Source organism: Streptomyces umbrinus (genome assembly GCF_030817415.1).
GTDB classification, from domain to species: domain Bacteria; phylum Actinomycetota; class Actinomycetes; order Streptomycetales; family Streptomycetaceae; genus Streptomyces; species Streptomyces umbrinus_A.
This window is the reverse complement of sequence record NZ_JAUSZI010000002.1, coordinates 733,215-749,860: the sequence shown is the minus strand read 5'-3', so window position 1 is coordinate 749,860 and position 16,646 is coordinate 733,215. Positions and strand designations below refer to the sequence as shown.

The 16,646-nt window shown below is 69.3% G+C and carries 14 protein-coding genes; 10 read left to right on the top strand and 4 right to left on the bottom strand.

The annotated features are described in order from the left end of the window. Window positions 1–303 precede the first annotated feature (303 nt). Window positions 304–1,572, top strand: coding sequence for a phytase (locus QF035_RS04010; RefSeq protein ID WP_307530883.1), 1,269 nt, complete (start codon window positions 304–306; stop codon window positions 1,570–1,572). A gap of 51 nt (window positions 1,573–1,623) precedes the next feature. Here the strand turns inward: QF035_RS04010 and QF035_RS04005 are convergent, their stop codons facing one another. Together QF035_RS04005 and QF035_RS04000 are read right to left on the bottom strand one after the other, a co-directional pair. Continuing rightward, window positions 1,624–1,992 carry an ArsR/SmtB family transcription factor gene (locus QF035_RS04005; RefSeq protein ID WP_307518159.1) on the bottom strand — a complete coding sequence of 123 codons (369 nt, stop codon included), beginning with the start codon at window positions 1,990–1,992 and terminating at the stop codon, window positions 1,624–1,626. 199 nt (window positions 1,993–2,191) lie between these two features. Then, a complete protein-coding gene (locus tag QF035_RS04000; protein WP_307518158.1) occupies window positions 2,192–3,175 on the bottom strand; it encodes a BtrH N-terminal domain-containing protein in 984 nt (327 codons plus the stop codon). A 220-nt stretch (window positions 3,176–3,395) separates the two neighbouring features. On the opposite strand from QF035_RS04000, the gene QF035_RS03995 reads away from it, so the two are divergent. The 8 genes from QF035_RS03995 (at window position 3,396) to QF035_RS03960 (ending at window position 13,713) form a co-directional block, all read left to right on the top strand. Beyond that, window positions 3,396–4,778, top strand: coding sequence for an NAD(P)-binding domain-containing protein (locus tag QF035_RS03995; RefSeq protein ID WP_307518157.1), 1,383 nt, complete (start codon window positions 3,396–3,398; stop codon window positions 4,776–4,778). A gap of 37 nt (window positions 4,779–4,815) precedes the next feature. Next, complete coding sequence (locus tag QF035_RS03990) at window positions 4,816–5,277, top strand: ArsI/CadI family heavy metal resistance metalloenzyme (RefSeq protein ID WP_307518155.1); 462 nt, start codon at window positions 4,816–4,818, stop codon at window positions 5,275–5,277. A gap of 7 nt (window positions 5,278–5,284) precedes the next feature. After that, the gene (locus QF035_RS03985) at window positions 5,285–6,538 is read left to right on the top strand and encodes an MFS transporter (RefSeq protein WP_307518154.1); all 1,254 of its coding nucleotides are present in this window, start codon (window positions 5,285–5,287) and stop codon (window positions 6,536–6,538) included. Between the two features lie 1,079 nt (window positions 6,539–7,617). Further along, entirely contained in the window at window positions 7,618–8,862 is a 1,245-nt protein-coding gene (locus tag QF035_RS03980) for a sugar ABC transporter substrate-binding protein (protein WP_307518153.1), read from the top strand. Window positions 8,863–8,886: 24 nt separating this feature from the next. Further along, a complete protein-coding gene (locus QF035_RS03975) occupies window positions 8,887–9,864 on the top strand; it encodes a carbohydrate ABC transporter permease (protein WP_307518152.1) in 978 nt (325 codons plus the stop codon). Next, window positions 9,861–10,730: a carbohydrate ABC transporter permease gene (locus QF035_RS03970; RefSeq protein ID WP_307518151.1), complete on the top strand. Its 870-nt coding sequence runs from the start codon at window positions 9,861–9,863 to the stop codon at window positions 10,728–10,730. The genes QF035_RS03975 and QF035_RS03970 overlap by 4 nt, the downstream gene beginning before the upstream one ends. A 136-nt stretch (window positions 10,731–10,866) precedes the next feature. Next, window positions 10,867–12,069 carry a glycoside hydrolase family 1 protein gene (locus tag QF035_RS03965; protein WP_307518150.1) on the top strand — a complete coding sequence of 401 codons (1,203 nt, stop codon included), beginning with the start codon at window positions 10,867–10,869 and terminating at the stop codon, window positions 12,067–12,069. A 219-nt stretch (window positions 12,070–12,288) separates the two neighbouring features. Further along, on the top strand, window positions 12,289–13,713 hold the full coding sequence (locus QF035_RS03960; RefSeq protein WP_307518149.1) for a glucoamylase family protein: 1,425 nt from the start codon (window positions 12,289–12,291) through the stop codon (window positions 13,711–13,713). 168 nt (window positions 13,714–13,881) lie between these two features. Here QF035_RS03960 and QF035_RS03955 read toward each other — a convergent pair whose 3' ends face one another. Both QF035_RS03955 and QF035_RS03950 read right to left on the bottom strand, forming a co-directional pair. After that, window positions 13,882–14,418 (bottom strand): DUF4240 domain-containing protein, encoded by a 537-nt coding sequence (locus QF035_RS03955; RefSeq protein ID WP_307518148.1) that lies wholly within the window; start codon window positions 14,416–14,418, stop codon window positions 13,882–13,884. 200 nt (window positions 14,419–14,618) lie between these two features. Further along, window positions 14,619–15,821, bottom strand: a complete 1,203-nt coding sequence (locus QF035_RS03950) for an erythromycin esterase family protein (RefSeq protein WP_307518146.1) — start codon at window positions 15,819–15,821, stop codon at window positions 14,619–14,621. Window positions 15,822–15,879: 58 nt separating this feature from the next. Here QF035_RS03950 and QF035_RS03945 point away from each other — a divergent pair, with 58 nt between their 5' ends. After that, window positions 15,880–16,629 carry a TioE family transcriptional regulator gene (locus tag QF035_RS03945; RefSeq protein WP_307518145.1) on the top strand — a complete coding sequence of 250 codons (750 nt, stop codon included), beginning with the start codon at window positions 15,880–15,882 and terminating at the stop codon, window positions 16,627–16,629. Window positions 16,630–16,646: the final 17 nt, after the last annotated feature.

The window sequence follows — 16,646 nt, the reverse complement described above, 5'->3', positions numbered from 1 at the left end:
TCCTCCGACCGCCCTCGCTTCGCCTTCGCCCTCGCCCGCGGCGTGGGTGAGGGGCGACTTTCAGCACACCTGAGGTGGCGGCCATCGCGGCTTCGGTCGGCCGGGCGACTCTAGGGCGAACTCCGGCCGACCTGTTGGGGTAATTCCCGTGATGCCATGGACAGTTCACGGTTCTCTGTACGCAAGCTGTCCCTCGGACCATGAGCATGTCTTTGATCCGACCGCCCACCGCCGACAGCTAAGGAAGCGCCTGTGACAACGAGGCACTGCACCAAGCGAAGAGGCACAGCCCTCGCCTCGGGCATCGTGCTCGTCACTCTGCTCGGAGCATCTCCTGCAGGAGCGGGCGCGCCCGTTCTGCCTGTCGTGACCGCCACCAGTGAGACCGCGGCGCTCTACGACGACCAGGCGGGGGGCAACTCGGATGCCGACGACCCTGCGATCTGGCGCAATGCCGCCGACCCCGGGCGCAGCCTCGTCGTCGCGACCGCCAAGGAGGGCGGGCTGCGTGTCTACGATCTGGACGCGCACCTGGTGCAGTCGCTGCCCGCTCCGCGCCCGCCGGGGCTGGACGACGCACCGGGACGCTACAACAATGTCGACCTCGTCACCGGCCTGCGCACCTCGACCGGCCGGGCCGACGTGGCTGTGGTGAGTGACCGGGGCGGCGACCGGCTGCGGATCTACCGCATCGATCCGTCGAAGCCGGACGGCCCGCTGACCGACGTCACCGACCCGGCCGCCACTCCGGTGTTCTCCGCCGACCAGGCCGAGATCAACGACCAGCGGACCACATACGGCTTGGCCACCTGGACGGACAAGGCCACCGGACGTACGTACGCTCTGGTCAGCCGGCGAGAGCGGACCCGCCTCGCCCTGCTCGAACTCCGCCCGGGCGCGGGTGGCACCGTCGGCTACCGCAAGGTGCGCACCCTTGATCTGCCGTCCTCGTTCCGTCTGCCCGACGGCATGACGTGGAGTTCCTGCGCGGAGCCCGGCGAACTCCCGCAGGTCGAGGGCATGGTCGTCGACCCGGCGACCGGCACGCTCTACGCCGGCCAGGAGGACATCGGTATCTGGCGGCTGCGCGCCGACCTCACGGGCAAGCCGGTCCTGGTGGACAAGGTGAAGGAGTACGGCGTTCCCGGTGTCTACGACGAGGACACCGAGGAGTGCGCACCGGGCGCCGACCCCGGCTACGGCGGCAAGCGTCTGTCGGCCGACGTCGAGGGCCTGACCCTGTTCCAGGAGAAGGACGGCGACGGCTACCTGCTCGCCTCCAGCCAGGGCGACAACACCTTCGCCCTGTACGACCGCGAGGTGGGCGAGGGCAACGAGTACGAGGGCGGCTTCCGTATCGCGGCCGCCACGTCGACGCTCGACAGTGTGGAGGAGTGCGACGGAGCCGCCGTGCTCAACGCCCCGCTGGGAGCCCGCTATCCGCGCGGGCTGCTCGTCGTCCAGGACGGCCAGGAAACCCCGGCGGTGCCGGACGGGGACGGTGGCACGCGCACGGCGACCGGCTTCAAGTTCGTCGACCTCGGCGCCGTGGTGGACGCGGCCGACATGTGATCACCCGCGTACGGCCGTCGGGCAGTGCCCACCGGCGGCCGTGCGCGCGGGTCAGTTCTTGGGGCTGAGGAGCCCGCCGAGTGCGGCCACGACCGAGGGCTCGACGCGGTAGTAGACCCATGTGCCGCGCCGCTCGGAGGTGAGCAGTCCGGCCTCCCTGAGCTTCTTGAGGTGATGGGAGACGGTCGGCTGCGAGACGCCCACGTCGGAGATGTCGCACACACACGCCTCTCCGCCCTCGTGGGAGGCGACCAGGGAGAACAGACGCAGACGAACCGGATCGCCGAGTGCCTTGAACATCCGCGCAGTCCTTTCCGCCTCTTCGACGGTGAAGGGGCGCTCGGACAGCGGCGGGCAGCAGGGCGCCACAGCCTCGGCACCCTCGGGTTCCAGCAGCGGCAGCACCTCGACATTCGACATACGTCTATGTTGACACATGTCGAACTAGTGGGCCAGGAGTCGGAATCCCGACCGCCGCGCGGCTGGGCTGCGAACGGCTGGGCTGCGAGGCGACGGGCGGGGAGGCGCCTTCCCGGTGGAGTGGCGGCCGTGTTCGTCGAGAGCACCCAGCGGGTTCCCGGGGCGGCCCCCGCGCCCGGCCCGCCGGACGGGCGGCTCCCTAGAGCATGCTGAGTGCCTGCATCGCATCGCGTTCGATGCGCGAGAGCTCATCGAGGATGGAGCCGGCCTCCACGAGGTTCTTCGCGTCGCCGGATTCGCCTGCTGCTGTGACGAGTGCGGCCACCTGTGTCCAGAGCGTGGCGGCTTCGGCATACAACCCGTGGCCGGTGCGCAGGTGGCTGCTGTCGATCAGCTCGGCGCACTCGGCGAGGAAGTCGCGGTAGAGATTGCGGAACAGGGCGCCGCCGGTACCGGCCCTCTCCATGAGGAGGGCGGCCCGTGGCAGGTCCTCCCGCGGATCGTCGCTGCGCTGAAGCCACTTCGGCACGTGCTTGGCGGTCTTCTCGATGCCCCGGTGGCCCAGGTTCGCGATGGGCGGGTTCAGGAAGGCGTCGGCGCACGTCTTTATCGCGGGGATGACCCGGTCCTGCGGTGACGTCGGACTGCTGGGCACTGCGAGGGTGAAGGAGCGGTGCTTGGCGGTCATGGGGCCGCGCTCGGCCCTGGCTCTGGCCAGGGCCGCGAGGCTGGTCGAGACGGCTCCGCCCTGCGGGTCGGTGTCCACCAGGTAGGCGTCCTGTTCGTCGTAGCCGTACATGGCCACGACATGCCCGCCGAAGTGCACCTTGGTACTGAAGTAGTCCAGGTGGTAGCTGTCGAGTTGAAGGCCGACCGGCCGGCCGGCGTCGATCGGGGCCGCCACGTTGTGCCATGCCTTGCGCGGGGAGGTGGTCTCCCCGACCATCAGCTCAAGCCCGAGTGCGGCGGCCAGGTTCCTGGTGAGCTCGAACGGCTTGACCCGGCCTCCCAGGAAGGGAAAGCCCATGCCTTTGCTGTCCCAGTAGATGAAGGACAGCCCGGAGCTGAGCCCGAACAGCATGGGCTCGGACAGGTCGAGTCCCTCATGTCGCAGCAGCACGCCGAGCGTCGTCGTCTCGCAGTGCTGCATGCCGCGGACATCGATGTCCTTCACCATGGTCATGCCGCTCATCCTCCAAGGCGCCGGCCGCCGGTCGCCACCCTCCAGGGTGAGAGTGAAGCCCCCATCGTCCGCCCGGACTTCGCGTACAGATCGCCGCTGCATCGATGTGTTCCGCATCGAGACCTCTGGATTCGACAAACGTCTATGTTGACGCTTGTCGAAACAGGTGCCATGCTTGACACGCAAGGGATCGACGGATGTCGAATCAAAGGGGAATCTCGTGAACGCGCCCATCGCCGACCAGCTGCCCGTCGTGGTGATCGGAGCAGGCCCCATCGGCTTGGCCGCCGCCGCCCACCTCGTCGAGCGCGGCATCGAACCACTGGTCCTGGAAGCCGGCCCGTCCGCGGCCACCGCTGTGCGCGACTGGTCGCATGTGCGCCTGTTCTCCACCTGGGCCGAGCTCGTCGACCCCGCCGCCGAGAAGCTGCTGGCCCCCACCGGCTGGATCCGCCCCGACGGAACCACGTACCCCACGGGCGGTGACTGGGCCGAGCGGTACCTCCAGCCGCTGGCCGATGTCCTCGGCAACAGGGTCCGCTTCGGCGCGACCGTGACCGGAGCGGCCCGCGCGGGCCGTGACCGGATCGTCGACTCCGGCCGCAACGAGCAGCCCTTCACCGTGCACCTCACACACGCCGACGGCCGCGAGGAGCGGATCACCGCCCGGGCCGTCATCGACGCCTCCGGCACCTGGTCCGTACCCGGCCCCATCGGCGCGGACGGCCTGCCCGCCCTCGGCGAGAGGACCGCTGCCGAGCGCATCTCCTACCGGGTGCCCGACCTGACGGACCCGGCCGTCCGCGCCCGCTACGCGGGCAGGCGCACCGCGGTGGTCGGCTCCGGAGCCTCCGCCTTCACCGCCCTCGCCTCTCTCGCCGACCTGGCGAAGGACGAGGACGGCACGCACGCGGTGTGGATCCTGCGTCGCGGCATCGGCGCCGGCACGTACGGGGGCGGCGAGGCCGACGAGCTTCCCGCCCGCGGAGCCCTGGGCCTGCGCGCCAAGGCCGCCGTCGAGGCCGGCCATGCAACCGCCGCGACCGGCTTCCGCACCGAGGCTGTCGAGCGCAGCGCCCACGGGGGCCTGGTGCTCGTCGCCGAAGACGGCCGCCGCCTGGATCCGGTCGACGAGATCATCGTCCTCACCGGCTTCCGCCCCGACCTGTCCTTCCTCTCCGAGATCCGCCTCGGCCTCGACGAACGCCTCCAGGCCCCGACCGCGCTGGCCCCGCTCATCGACCCGAACGTCCACTCCTGCGGCACCGTCTACCCGCACGGCGTGAACGAGCTCTCCCACCCGGAGAAGGACGTCTACCTGGTGGGCATGAAGTCCTACGGCCGCGCCCCGACCTTCCTCGCGATGACCGGCTACGAGCAGGTCCGCTCCGTCGCCGCATCACTCGCAGGTGACCAGGAAGCCGCCGAGCGCGTCGAGTTGACCCTGCCCGAGACCGGAGTGTGCGGTGGAGCGGGTCTGTTCGACGACTCCGACCCCGACTCCGACGCCGCCCGGAGCGGCGAAGGCGGCGGATGCTGCGCAGCCCCCACGACCCTGCAGATCGGGATCGGCGCACCGGCCCCGTCCGACGGAGGCTGCTGACCGGCCACCCCACCGCTCACCCATCAGGAGGCTCGCCATGTCCCGCGTACAGCTCGCCCTCCGCGTCCCCGACCTCACCGCGTCCATCGCCTTCTACACCAAGCTGTTCGGCACCGAACCGGCCAAACTCCGCGACGGCTACGCCAACTTCGCCGTCGCCGAGCCGCCGCTGAAGCTCGTCCTGATCGAAGGCACGGCAGGCGAGGACACCCGTATGGACCACCTCGGCGTCGAGGTGGAGACGACCGAAGCCGTGCACGCCGCCACCACACGGCTGGCTGAAGCCGGTCTGGCCACCGCCGAGGAGAACGACACCACCTGCTGCTACGCCCTCCAGGACAAGGTCTGGGTCCATGGCCCGGGCGGGGAACCCTGGGAGGTGTACGTCGTCAAGGCCGACGCCGACACCCTGGCCGAGCAACCGGGCGGCACCTGCTGCACCAGCCCGTCCGAAGCGGTTACGGAGCCGTCGGTCACCGCGGCCGGCACCTGCTGCTGACCGCCCGATGGCAGACCTCGACACCAGCGGGGCCGCGACCGGAACGGGGGACCGGCCGCGGCCCCGCGCGGTCCTGCCCGCCCTGTGCGCCACTCAGATCACCAGCTGGGGGATCGTCTACTACGCCTTCCCGGTCCTCAACACGCGCATCACCGCGGACACCGGCTGGTCCACCACCGCCACGACCGGCGCCTTCTCGAGCGCCCTGATCGTGTCCGCGCTCGCGGGGATACCCATCGGTCGCGTCCTCGACCGTCGGGGACCACGCGCCGTGATGACCACCGGATCACTGCTCGGCGTGATCGCCGTGCTCGCCCTCGCACACGCACCCAATCTGGCTGTCTTCACAGCTGCCTGGCTGCTCGCCGGGCTGGCCATGGCCTCCACCTTCTACCAGCCCGCATTCGCCGCTGTGACCCGCTGGTGGGGAAGGGACAGCGTCCGCGCCCTCACGATCGTCACCCTGGCCGGTGGTCTGGCCTCCACCGCCTTCGCACCACTCACCGCAGTACTCGCCGAAGACTTCGGCTGGCGCACCACCTACACCGTCCTTGCCGTGATCCTCGCAGCCATCACCATCCCCGCTCACGCCCTCGCGCTGCGCACCCCTTGGCCACCCGCCCCGATGCGCCACACCCCACGAGCCCCCAACAGCCCGGTAGTAACCCGCAGTCGCCCCTTCCTGCTTCTCGCTGCCGCGCTCACCCTCAACGGCTTCGCCATGTACGCCGTTGTCATCGCCCTCGTCCCGCTACTGCTGGAACGTGGTGCGAGCCCCACCCAGGCTGCCTGGGCCCTGGGCCTCGGCGGCGCCGGCCAAACCCTCGGCCGCACCCTCTACGCCACCCTCGCCCGGTACACAGGAGTGACCACCCGCACGGTCACGCTGATCGCCGCGGGCGGCGTCACCACGATGGCCCTCGCCGCGGTCCCCGGCCCGTACTCCCTGCTGCTCCTGCTGTCCATCGTCGCGGGCATGGTCCGCGGCAACCTCACCCTGCTCCAGGCCACCGCCGTCACGGACCGCTGGGGCACCACCCACTACGGCCGCCTCTCCGGACTGCTCGCCGCTCCGGCCACCCTCGCCTCGGCCCTGGCACCCTTCGCCGGGGCGGCGTTGGCCGGGACACTGGGCGGATACCCAGGGCTGTTCACCACCCTCGCGTTCGCCTCCGTCGCAGCCGCCGCGCTTGCCCTGGGAGGCACGCCTGCCCGGCGCGGCAGAGCCGCAACAGACCACGAAGGCCGAGGCCGCAGGTGACGAGTCGACTCGACGGGCGGCCACCCCGGATGGAGGACGCCAACTTGGCGCAACGCGGAATCAAACATCCCGGCCGGGGAGAGGCGAAGGCTGGTGCCGCTGATCACGCCGACACCGTCTGCCCGGTGGCGATCAGTTCTGACGGTCGTACTCTGCCGACCGGCAGTCACGATCGCACTGCCGGTTGTGGGACATCACTGCACCCCGCCGCCCCCGCGAACTCGCCACCTTCACCGGGCGCGGCAACCATGTGAACACAGTGGCCTTTGGCCCGGCGGCACCGTCCTGGCCACCGGGGGATGGGACCGCACAGTACGACTGTGGAACGTCAGCGACCCCCGCCACCCGAAGAGGCTGGACACCTCCCCGGCTCTCCGGGGGTGTCGCCGTCGCCTTCAGCCGACGGCGACACCCTGGGCACCACGGAATTCGGTGGTGAGACGCGCCTGTGGAGTGTGACCGGCCGCCGCCTGCACCAGACAGCGGCTCTCGACGGCCACGTCGGTGCCGCCTGCCTTCCCGCCGTCAGCCCTGACGCGAACACCCTGGCCACCATGGGCTCAGACGGCAGGGCCCGCCTGTGGGACACAACAGATCCGAGCCGCCCGCACGGACAGCACCCGATCCCGCCGTCGAAGCTCTCGCCGGGACGCGGTAGCCCGGCGCCGAAGCCCTCACCGAGCCGCGGCGCGTCGGCGCCGATCCCGTCCCGCCTGCCGTAGCCGCCCCCAGTCACGTGATCCGTGGCAGGCGTACGGGGCCCATCGCGCGGTCGCGCCAGCAAAGACCACCCCCGCCGCCGGCCACGCGGCAGCCTTCTGGCGCCTCGCTCATCCGTCAGTGAAGAGAGCCCTGGATCACAGATGCTTTCCCCACACACTGATCCGTTTTACGTTGCTCTCGCACAGGCCCATCGCGGCCGACACCGGGTCGCCGGGCGGTGTGGGCCGCCAGGCGGATGTCCCTCTCGTTACGGGAGTGTGACCAGGACCCCTCTTGTCAGGCTTGGAATCGCTGCAACAGAGTGATGTATGCGCTTACAGGCAGCGCATACATCACTGCTCAAGGAGGAGCCGCCCATGAACCGCGCCGTCGCAACCGGGTCGATCGCACTCACCCTGGCGTCTGCGCTCACCCTCACCGCCTGTGGCGGTTCGGGTGGCGCGGGCGTGGCAGCAGACGCCAAGCAGACCCTGACCGTGTGGGCGATGGGCACGGAGGGGGAGAAGCTCGGCGACGTCGCCAAGGAGTACGAGAAGGCGCACTCCAACATCAAGGTCAAGATCACCCCGATCGGCTGGGACGTGGCCCACCAGAAGCTGGTCGCCGCTGCCGCCGCCGGGAAGCTGCCCGACGTGATGCAGATGGGCGGGAGCTACCTGGGCGAGTTCGCCGACATGGGTGTCCTGGAGCCGGTCGACACCAAGACCTTCCGCGAGGGCGACTTCTTCCCCGCCGCCTGGCAGCAGGGTTCCTACGACGGCAAGACGTACGGCGTCCCCTGGTACGTAGACACCCGCGTGCTCTTCTACCGCACCGACCTCGCCGCCAAGGCAGGGATCAAGAAGGCCCCGGCCACCATGGCCGAACTCCGGAGCGCCGCCGAGGCCTACCAGAACAAGGCCGACACCAAGTGGGGCCTGTCCATCCAGCCTGGCGGACTCGACACCGTACAGAGCTTCTACCAGTTCCTGTACTCCGCCGGCGGCGCCATCATCGACGACAACGGCAAGGCCGTCGTGAACTCCGACGCGGCCGTCAAGGCGCTGGAGAACTACGGCAGTTACTTCGACAAGGGCCTCAGCGAGAAGTCCGTACGCCCCGGCTACGACGTCACCAAGGACTTCAACTCCGGTGCCGTGCCCATGTTCTTCGGCGGTCCCTGGATCACCAACCTCCTCGACGAGAACTACCCCGACATCAAGGGCAAGTGGGCCGTCGCCCCCGTTCCCGCCGACGAGGCGTCCGTGTCCATGGCCGGTGGGTCCAGCCTGGCCGTGTCCGCCGACAGCGACCACAAGGCCGCAGCCAAGGAACTCGTCTCCTACCTGACCGGTGCCAAGGGTCAGGCCGACTGGTTCGAGCGGACCAACGACCTGCCTGCCAACACGGCGGCCTGGAAGACCGGCGAGCTTGCCACCGACCCCACCATGCAGGTGTGGCGGAAGCAGATGGACACCGCCCGCGCCACCCCCTCCCAGCCCAAGCTGACCGAGATCACCTCCAAGGTGGACACGGCCATCGAGTCGGTTACCCAGGGCAAGTCCTCCGCGAAGGCCGCGCTGGACAAGGCCCAGTCCGAGATCGAAAGCCTCGTGCAGTAGAAGGCAGTAGGAGAGCGTCCCCTCATGTCCCTCACCACAGGACCCGCCGTCCCACAGGCGGCCGTCGACAAGAGCCCCGACAGCGCCGGGAATTCCGGTCGCGCCCGCCGGGGCCGCCGCTCACTGAGCAAGCACAACCTGACCGGATGGCTGTTCTCCACGCCGTTCCTGGTGCTGTTCGGCGTCTTCATGCTCTTTCCGATCGTCGCCACGCTCCTGATGAGCTTCACCGACTTCGGCGCCCGGAACGTCACCCGCCCGCTGGAGGCGGAGTTCGTCGGCCTGGACAACTACACACAGCTCTTCCAGGACGACAAGTTCCTCAAGGCCCTGTTCAACACTGCCTACTTCGTGGTCGTCGGCGTCCCCGCGACCATCGTCCTCGGACTGTTGGCGGCGATCCTGCTGAACAACGGCATCGACCGGGCCCGTACGTTGTTCCGGGTCGGCTTCTACGCGCCGGTCGTCACGACCATCGTGGCCGTGGCCGTCGTCTGGCGCTTCGTGCTCGACCCCTCCGACGGGCTGATCGCCTCCCTCGCCTCCGAAGTGGGTCTGACAGCACCGGACTTCCTCGGCTCGGAGACCTGGGCCATGCCGTCCCTGATCACCATGGCCGTATGGCGCAACCTCGGCACCGTGATGGTGCTGTGCATCGCCGGCCTCCAGGCGATCCCGGCCGAGGTCCGCGAGGCGGCCCGACTCGACGGTGCCGGTGCGTGGCAGGAACTGCGAGGCATCACCGTCCCGCTGCTGAGGCCCACCCTGCTGTACGCCACGGTCATCACCACCATCGGCTACCTCAACGTCTTCGAGGAGCCCTTCGTGATGACCCAGGGCGGCCCCTCCGACTCCACGCTGACCGTGTCGCTCGACATGTACCGCGAGGGCTTCAACTTCTTCCACATGGGCTACGCCAGCGCCATGGCGTACGTCCTGTTCGTCGTGATCATGGGCATCACGGTGCTCCAGCTCCGACTGCTGAAGGACAACACCCGATGACCGCCGACACGGCCACCAAGGCCCGGACCCCCCGCCGCACCGGACGGGTGCGCACCCCGCTGCTCTACGCGATCGCCTCGGTCGCACTGCTGGTGATGGCCGCCCCGTTCCTGTGGATGGCGCTGTCCGCGTTCAAGACGAAGCAGGACCTCACGGCGAGCCCGCCCGTGTGGATCCCCTCCCGGTGGACACTGGACAACTTCACGGCCCTGCTCGACCAGCTCGACATGCCGCAGTACTTCCTCAACTCGCTGATCGTGGCCGTCCTGGTGACCGTCAGCAACCTGCTGTTCTGCTCCATGCTCGGCTACGCCCTGGCCAAGCTCGACTTCACCGGGCGCTCCAAGGTCTTCGCGATCGTGCTCGCCGCCCTGATGGTCCCCGGCAACCTCATGATCCTGCCGCTGTACGTGCTGATGAACGGCCTCGGCCTGATCGACACGTACGCCGGACTCGTGCTGCCTTTCGCGGCCGGCGCGTTCGGGGTGTTCCTGATGCGCCAGTTCATGCTGTCCGTGCCCGACGAACTGCTGGAGGCGGCCCGCCTCGACGGAGCGGGGGAGTGGTACATCTTCTGGCGGATCGTGATCCCGCTGGTCAAGCCCGCCCTCGCGACTCTGACGATCTTCACCTTTCTCGGCTCCTGGAACAACTTCATCTGGCCCCTGATCGCCACCAACGACCCGGACAAGTACACCCTGCCGGTGGCGTTGGCGACCTTCGCCAACGATCCCAACCGCACCGTCGGCGGCGGGAACGGCATGCTCATGGCCGGCTCACTCCTCGTTGTACTCCCGGTCCTGGCCGTCTTCATCGTCCTGCAACGGCACTTCACGCAGGGCATCGCCACCGCAGGCCTGAAGTAGCCCCACCGGGCGCCTCTTCCCCCGGCCTTCCCGCACCCGCTTCTCCCGGCTTCTCGCACCCGCCGGTCGCTTCGCCGCGCCCCCCGGGCCGGGTCGCCATGCCACCACCCCCACATCAGAAGGACAGAAACGGACGATGACGCACACCACCACCCGCTTCCCCGACGGCTTCCTGTGGGGCGCCTCCACCGCCGCCCACCAGATCGAGGGCAACAACGTCAACAGCGACTGGTGGCGCAAGGAGCACGACCCCGCGGCCGGGATCGCCGAACCCAGCCTGGACGCCTGCGACAGCTACCACCGCTGGGAGCAGGACATGGACCTGCTCGCCGAACTCGGCTTCACCGACTACCGGTTCAGCATCGAGTGGGCACGCGTCGAGCCGGTTCGCGGAATGTTCTCGTACGCGGAGATCGCCCACTACCGCCGTATGGTCGAAGGCGCCCTCGCCCGCGGTCTGCGCCCCATGGTGACCCTGCACCACTTCACCGTCCCGCAGTGGTTCGAGGACCTCGGCGGCTGGACCGCCGACGGCGCGGTCGACCTCTTCGTGCGTTACGTCGATCGGTGCGCGCCCGTCATCGCCGACGGTGTGCGGCACGTGTGCACCATCAACGAGCCGAACATGATCGCCGTCATGGCAGGAGCCGCGAAGGCCGGGGACAAGGGCTTCCCGCCCGCGGGCCTGCCGACGCCCGACGAGGAGACCACCCTCGCGGTGATCGCCGCGCACCAGGCGGCCGTCAAGACCATCCGCGCCCAGCACCCCGACGTCGAGGTCGGCTGGACCATCGCCAACCAGGTCTACCAGGCACTGCCCGGCGCCGAGCAGGTCACTGCCGACTACCGCCACCCCCGCGAGGACGTGTTCATAGAGGCCGCCCGTGGCGACGACTGGATCGGCGTGCAGTCCTACACCCGCACCAAGATCGCCCCCGAAGGTCCCGTCCCGGCCCCCGACGACGTCGAACGCACCCTCACGCAGTGGGAGTACTACCCGACCGCCGTCGGCCACGCCCTGCGCCACACCGCCGAGGTCATCGGCGACGACACACCCCTGATCGTCACCGAGAACGGCATCGCCACCGCGGACGACAGCCGTCGCGTCGACTACTACACCGGTGCCCTCGGCGCGGTCGCCGCCGCCATCGAGGACGGCCTGAACGTCCAGGGCTACCTTGCGTGGAGCGCCCTGGACAACTACGAATGGGGCTCCTTCAAGCCGACCTTCGGACTGATCGCCGTGGACCCGACCACCTTCGAGCGCACCGCGAAGCCGTCCGCCGTCTGGCTCGGCAGCCTGGGCCGCGACCGCGCCCTGCCGCGCACCGAGTCCTGACACCCTCAAGAACCCGGGAGCCGGCCGGCCCCTGACACCGGCCGGCTCCCGTCCCCTCCGCACGCGTGACAACCCGCCCTTCCCACAACACAACCCGCCCTTCCCACAACACAATCCGGCACCACCACATCACTGCATGACCGCGCCATCGCGCCACCGCACCACGGACACACACCCCTCCGCCTGCCTGCCTTCCCACAGCACAGGAGTCAGAGCCGCATGAACCGTCGTAGCTTCCTCACCGCCGCCGCAACCACGGCCGCGGCCACCTGCGCCACATCCCTCACCGCCACAGCGGCCCACGCCGCCCCAGCCGTACGAACCGACGCGGAACGCCGTCTGCTGCGCGACTGGTTCGTCGCGACCCATCGCTCCATGGAGGCCATGACGACCGAACTCGGCCTGGCCGCCGACAAGATCGACGTCAGCGGGAGCGGTACCCCGGTGCCGTCCGCGCAGACCTCGCCGACCAACATCGGCTGCGGCCTGTGGTCCACCGTCGCGGCCGCCGGACTCGGGGTCATCTCCGCCGGCACCATGCGCCGTCGGCTGGCTCGCACGGTCGCCGCCGTGGAACGCCTGGAGCGCGCCCACGGCTTCTGGTTCAACTGGTATGACGCACACGACGGTTCACTGCTGACGGCCTGGCCGGAGACCGGCGACCCCCTGCGTCCGTTCCTGTCCAGCGTCGACAACGCGTGGCTGGTGACCGGCCTGCGCATCGCCGCGCACGCGGACCCCGGCCTGCGCCCCCGCGTCGCCGCCCTCCTCGCCGACGCCGACTGGTCGTACTACTACACCCCCTTCGATCCGGCCGACCCGGTCGCCGGCCCCGGACAACTGCGCGGCGGCTTCTGGCCGGACAAGCCGGGCAAGGGCGAACCCACCGGCCACCACTACGGCGCCCTCAACACCGAGCCTCGTATGGCCAGTTACCTCGGCATCGCCGACGGCTCACTGCCCACCGAGCACTACTGGCACCTGATGCGCACCCTGCTCCCGGGCATGGGCCAGGAACAGGAACCGCAGGGCGAGTACGTCGAGATCGACGGCGTACGCGTCTGGGAGGGCCACTACACCTACCGCGGCCGGAAACTCGTCCCCACCTGGGGCGGCTCCATGTTCGAGGCCTTGATGGTCCCGCTGTTCGTGCCCGAATCGGAGTGGTCCCCACGCTCCTGGGGCACCACCCACCGACGTTACGTCCGCAGCCAGATCGAACACGGCCTGATCGAGGAGGACTACGGCTACTGGGGCTTCTCCCCGGCCTCCATCCCCGCCGGCGGCTACCGCGAATACGGCGTCGACGCGATAGGCATGCAGGAGGACGGCTACAACTCCCTGGGTGTCGTCACCCCGCACGCCTCCTTCCTGGCTCTGCCCCAGGCCCCGGCCGAGGCCCTCTCCAACCTCCGCGCCCTCGACCGAGCCTTCGGCGCCTACGACGACCGCTACGGCTTCCGCGACTCAGTCGACGTCACCACCGGCCGCGTAAGCGACTTCGTCCTCGCCCTCGACCAGGGCATGATCACCGCGGCCATCGCCCAGCACCTGCACCCGGGCCTGCTCCAAACACCATTCCGCACGTCAGGCTTCCACACCCGGGTACGCCCGCTGCTCGGCAAGGAGCGGTTCTCCCTCTAGACGGGAGAGGCATCGCGACCAGGCCATGGGCGGAAACGGCTTGCGCCAAGGGTCGACTTGGCCCCGAGGAGCCCGCCGAACGCCGCGAGTCCTGCGTTCAGTACGGCACTCGGGCGGCAGCCGCAGCCGGTGAGACAGCCGCGCTCCGGTTGCGGCTCCCTGGGCTGCCTACTCAAGGTACAGAGCTGCCAAGCGCGGCAGTCGGCGAGACATTTCGCCTTGGTCATCGAAGTTGAAGTCCCAAGCCGGGTCCAGATTCGGGTATCGGATGGTGAACGCGTCGTCAGGGAGTTGCTTGCCGGTCGCTGTCATGTGTGCGTTCCAGACGATGGTCAGCATCTCCTCACCACTGAGATCGATTCCGTCGGCCGCTGAAGCTCGCACGACGGGCATTTCTGCGAGGGCATCGGGGTCAGCCACTATGCGCTCGAAGACCTCGCGCCCCTGCGCGATCAACCAGCCGCGGAAGTAGTCGAAGCCGTCGTCGGAGCACCCGCCGTTGACCACGCAGGCAGCGGCCCACAAAGGATTCGTGTAGGAGTCGGCCATCAGGTTCCACAACACCTGTTGAGCGGCAACGATCTCCTCGGCCGGGTGTGTGGCGAGCATCGAGGTTGCGTGGTGGGCAACCTCTTCTCCGTCGTTCGAGTTGGGTGCCTGGTCGCGGGCTGCCTCGATGAGCTGCCAGAACTGCTGTGTGTTCATGGCGGCAGAGCATGCCAGGAGGCACTGACACCGCACCGGAGTCGGGACGTTGGCCCGCCGGCACACCCACGTCACCTGTTCGGCGTGTGTCGTCGCCGGGGGACATTGGACAGGGGAGGCCCACCTGCTTCAGGTCGTCCTGAAGTTCTTCCACGGATAACGCGCTATCCGTCCGCGGCGTCGCCGACCATGTGGTGGCACTAGCTCCGCAGGACATCCTTCACGAACACGATCCCGTCACTGTCCGCCAGGTGGGCCGGGTCGAACGTGGCGTAGCCGAACCAGGGGGAGACGCGGGGTGTGGGGGGCGTGTCGCCGAGGGCGGTGGTCAGTTGTGGGGCGTTGATGACGTAGCGGTCGTCCGGGAGTTCGTAGAGGAGGCCTTCGAGGGTGTCCGGTGGCGGGGTGTCCACTCCCTGGTGGCGGATCGTGCCGAGGGCCGTGGCCACGAAGGCGTATTCCTTGCCGAGTTGGGCGCTCACCAGCGCACCGGCGCTCCACCACTCCACCCGCCCCTGCCACATCTGCATGGAGCTCTTCTCCCGCTGGAGATGGGAGTTCTGGGCATGGACGAGTGCTGGTCCCCGGGCGGCGACGGCCAGGAGGTTGTGGGACATCATCAGGTCCCGCAGCGCGCACAACCGTGTCATGCGGGCGGGTGAGGTGTCGGCCATCCAGTGGTGGTAGCGCAGGAGGCCGGTCGCGGTGCGGCCGTACAGGCGCGCCCGGTCCAAGTCCTCCCGTGAGGTCGTCGTGATCAGGTGTGGTGTCTGCGCGTCCAGCAGCGCCACCAGGTCGTCGGCGAGCAGCCGGAGCCGACCGGCATCGGCCGACTGCCCAACGGACTGGGACGGGTCCATCATCGCGGCGGGATCGGTCCACCGGTCGTCGGCGCCGAGCAGGCGGTCGAGTGTTTCCGCGGTGCAGGGGAGCAGGTCCGCGTCCACCTGGGCCGTGAGGTAGCCGTGGAGTGCGGTGAGGGTCTGCCGGGGGCTCGCGGCGGCGGCGATCTCCAGCGGGCCGTCGAAACCGGCGAAGCGGACCTGCTCGGATTCGGGTCGGCCCTCGTTGTGGGCGCGCATCCAGCGCACGAGCTCGCGGTTGGCCGCGGACGCGCCCCTGCCGTGGCTGAATCCGTGCTCCATTACGTCGTCGAGAGTGCCCTTGCCCGAGGTGATGAAGTCGTCCACGACCAGGCTCATCATGCAGTCGCTCTCGATCGCGATCGTCCTGTAGCCCTCCTGCTCGACAAGCTGCCGGAAGAGTTCGTTGCGCAGGTCGAGCAGAGTGTCCTCGCCGTGGGTTGGCTCGCCCAGCGCGAGCAGGCGAGGGCGGGTCGGAAGCAGCCTCATGACTGCGGCAGCGTCGAAGGCGTGGGCGGCGTCCTTGATGTCAGTAGCCATGCCTTCAACGGTATCGTTGAACCTCCCTTTGAAACTTTCGCGCGATATCGGCAGGGCCATGGGAAGAAACCTTCAAAACGGTGGGCGGCTCAGGCCGGTCGATCTCGCGCGCGGGCACGGTCTGTCCACGCAGGCGGTCAGGAACTACGAGGAGGCCGGCATCCTTCCGGCCGCTGACCGCACACCCACCGGCTACCGCACCTATACCTCGCTGCACGCGGAGGCCCTGCGCGCGTTTCTTGCCCTGGTGCCCGGCCACGGCCACCGGACGGCGACGTCGATCATGCGTGCCGTGAACCAGGGCGCGGTCGATGAGGCGTTCCGCCTGATCGACGAGAGCCACGCCCAGCTTCTCGACGACCGGCGCACTCTCCAGGCCGTGGAGAGTGCCCTCCGCGACCTGGAGCCCACCACCGCGTACGGGAGCGATTCGGCTGCTGGACCCGACGCGGGCTCCGGGCCCGTCGACAGGTTCATCGGGCCGCTGGCGGGAGAGCTCGGGATCCGGCCCGCGACGCTGCGCAAATGGGAGCGTGCCGGGCTGGTGCGCCCGCGCCGCGACGCGCTGACCGGATACCGCGTCTACGACGAGTCCGACGTGCGGGATGCCCGGCTGGCCCACCAACTCAGGCGGGGCGGCTACCTGTTGGAGCAGATCGCCCCGCTGATCGCCCAGGTGCGGTCGGCCGGCGGGCTGGAGCCGCTGGAGGCCGCACTGACCGACTGGCGAGGTCGGGTATCGGCCCGCGGACGGGCGATGCTGACCGGGGCCGCCGAGCTGGAGGCGTACCTCCGCGAGCGCGGATGAGACTCCGGACCCGGCCG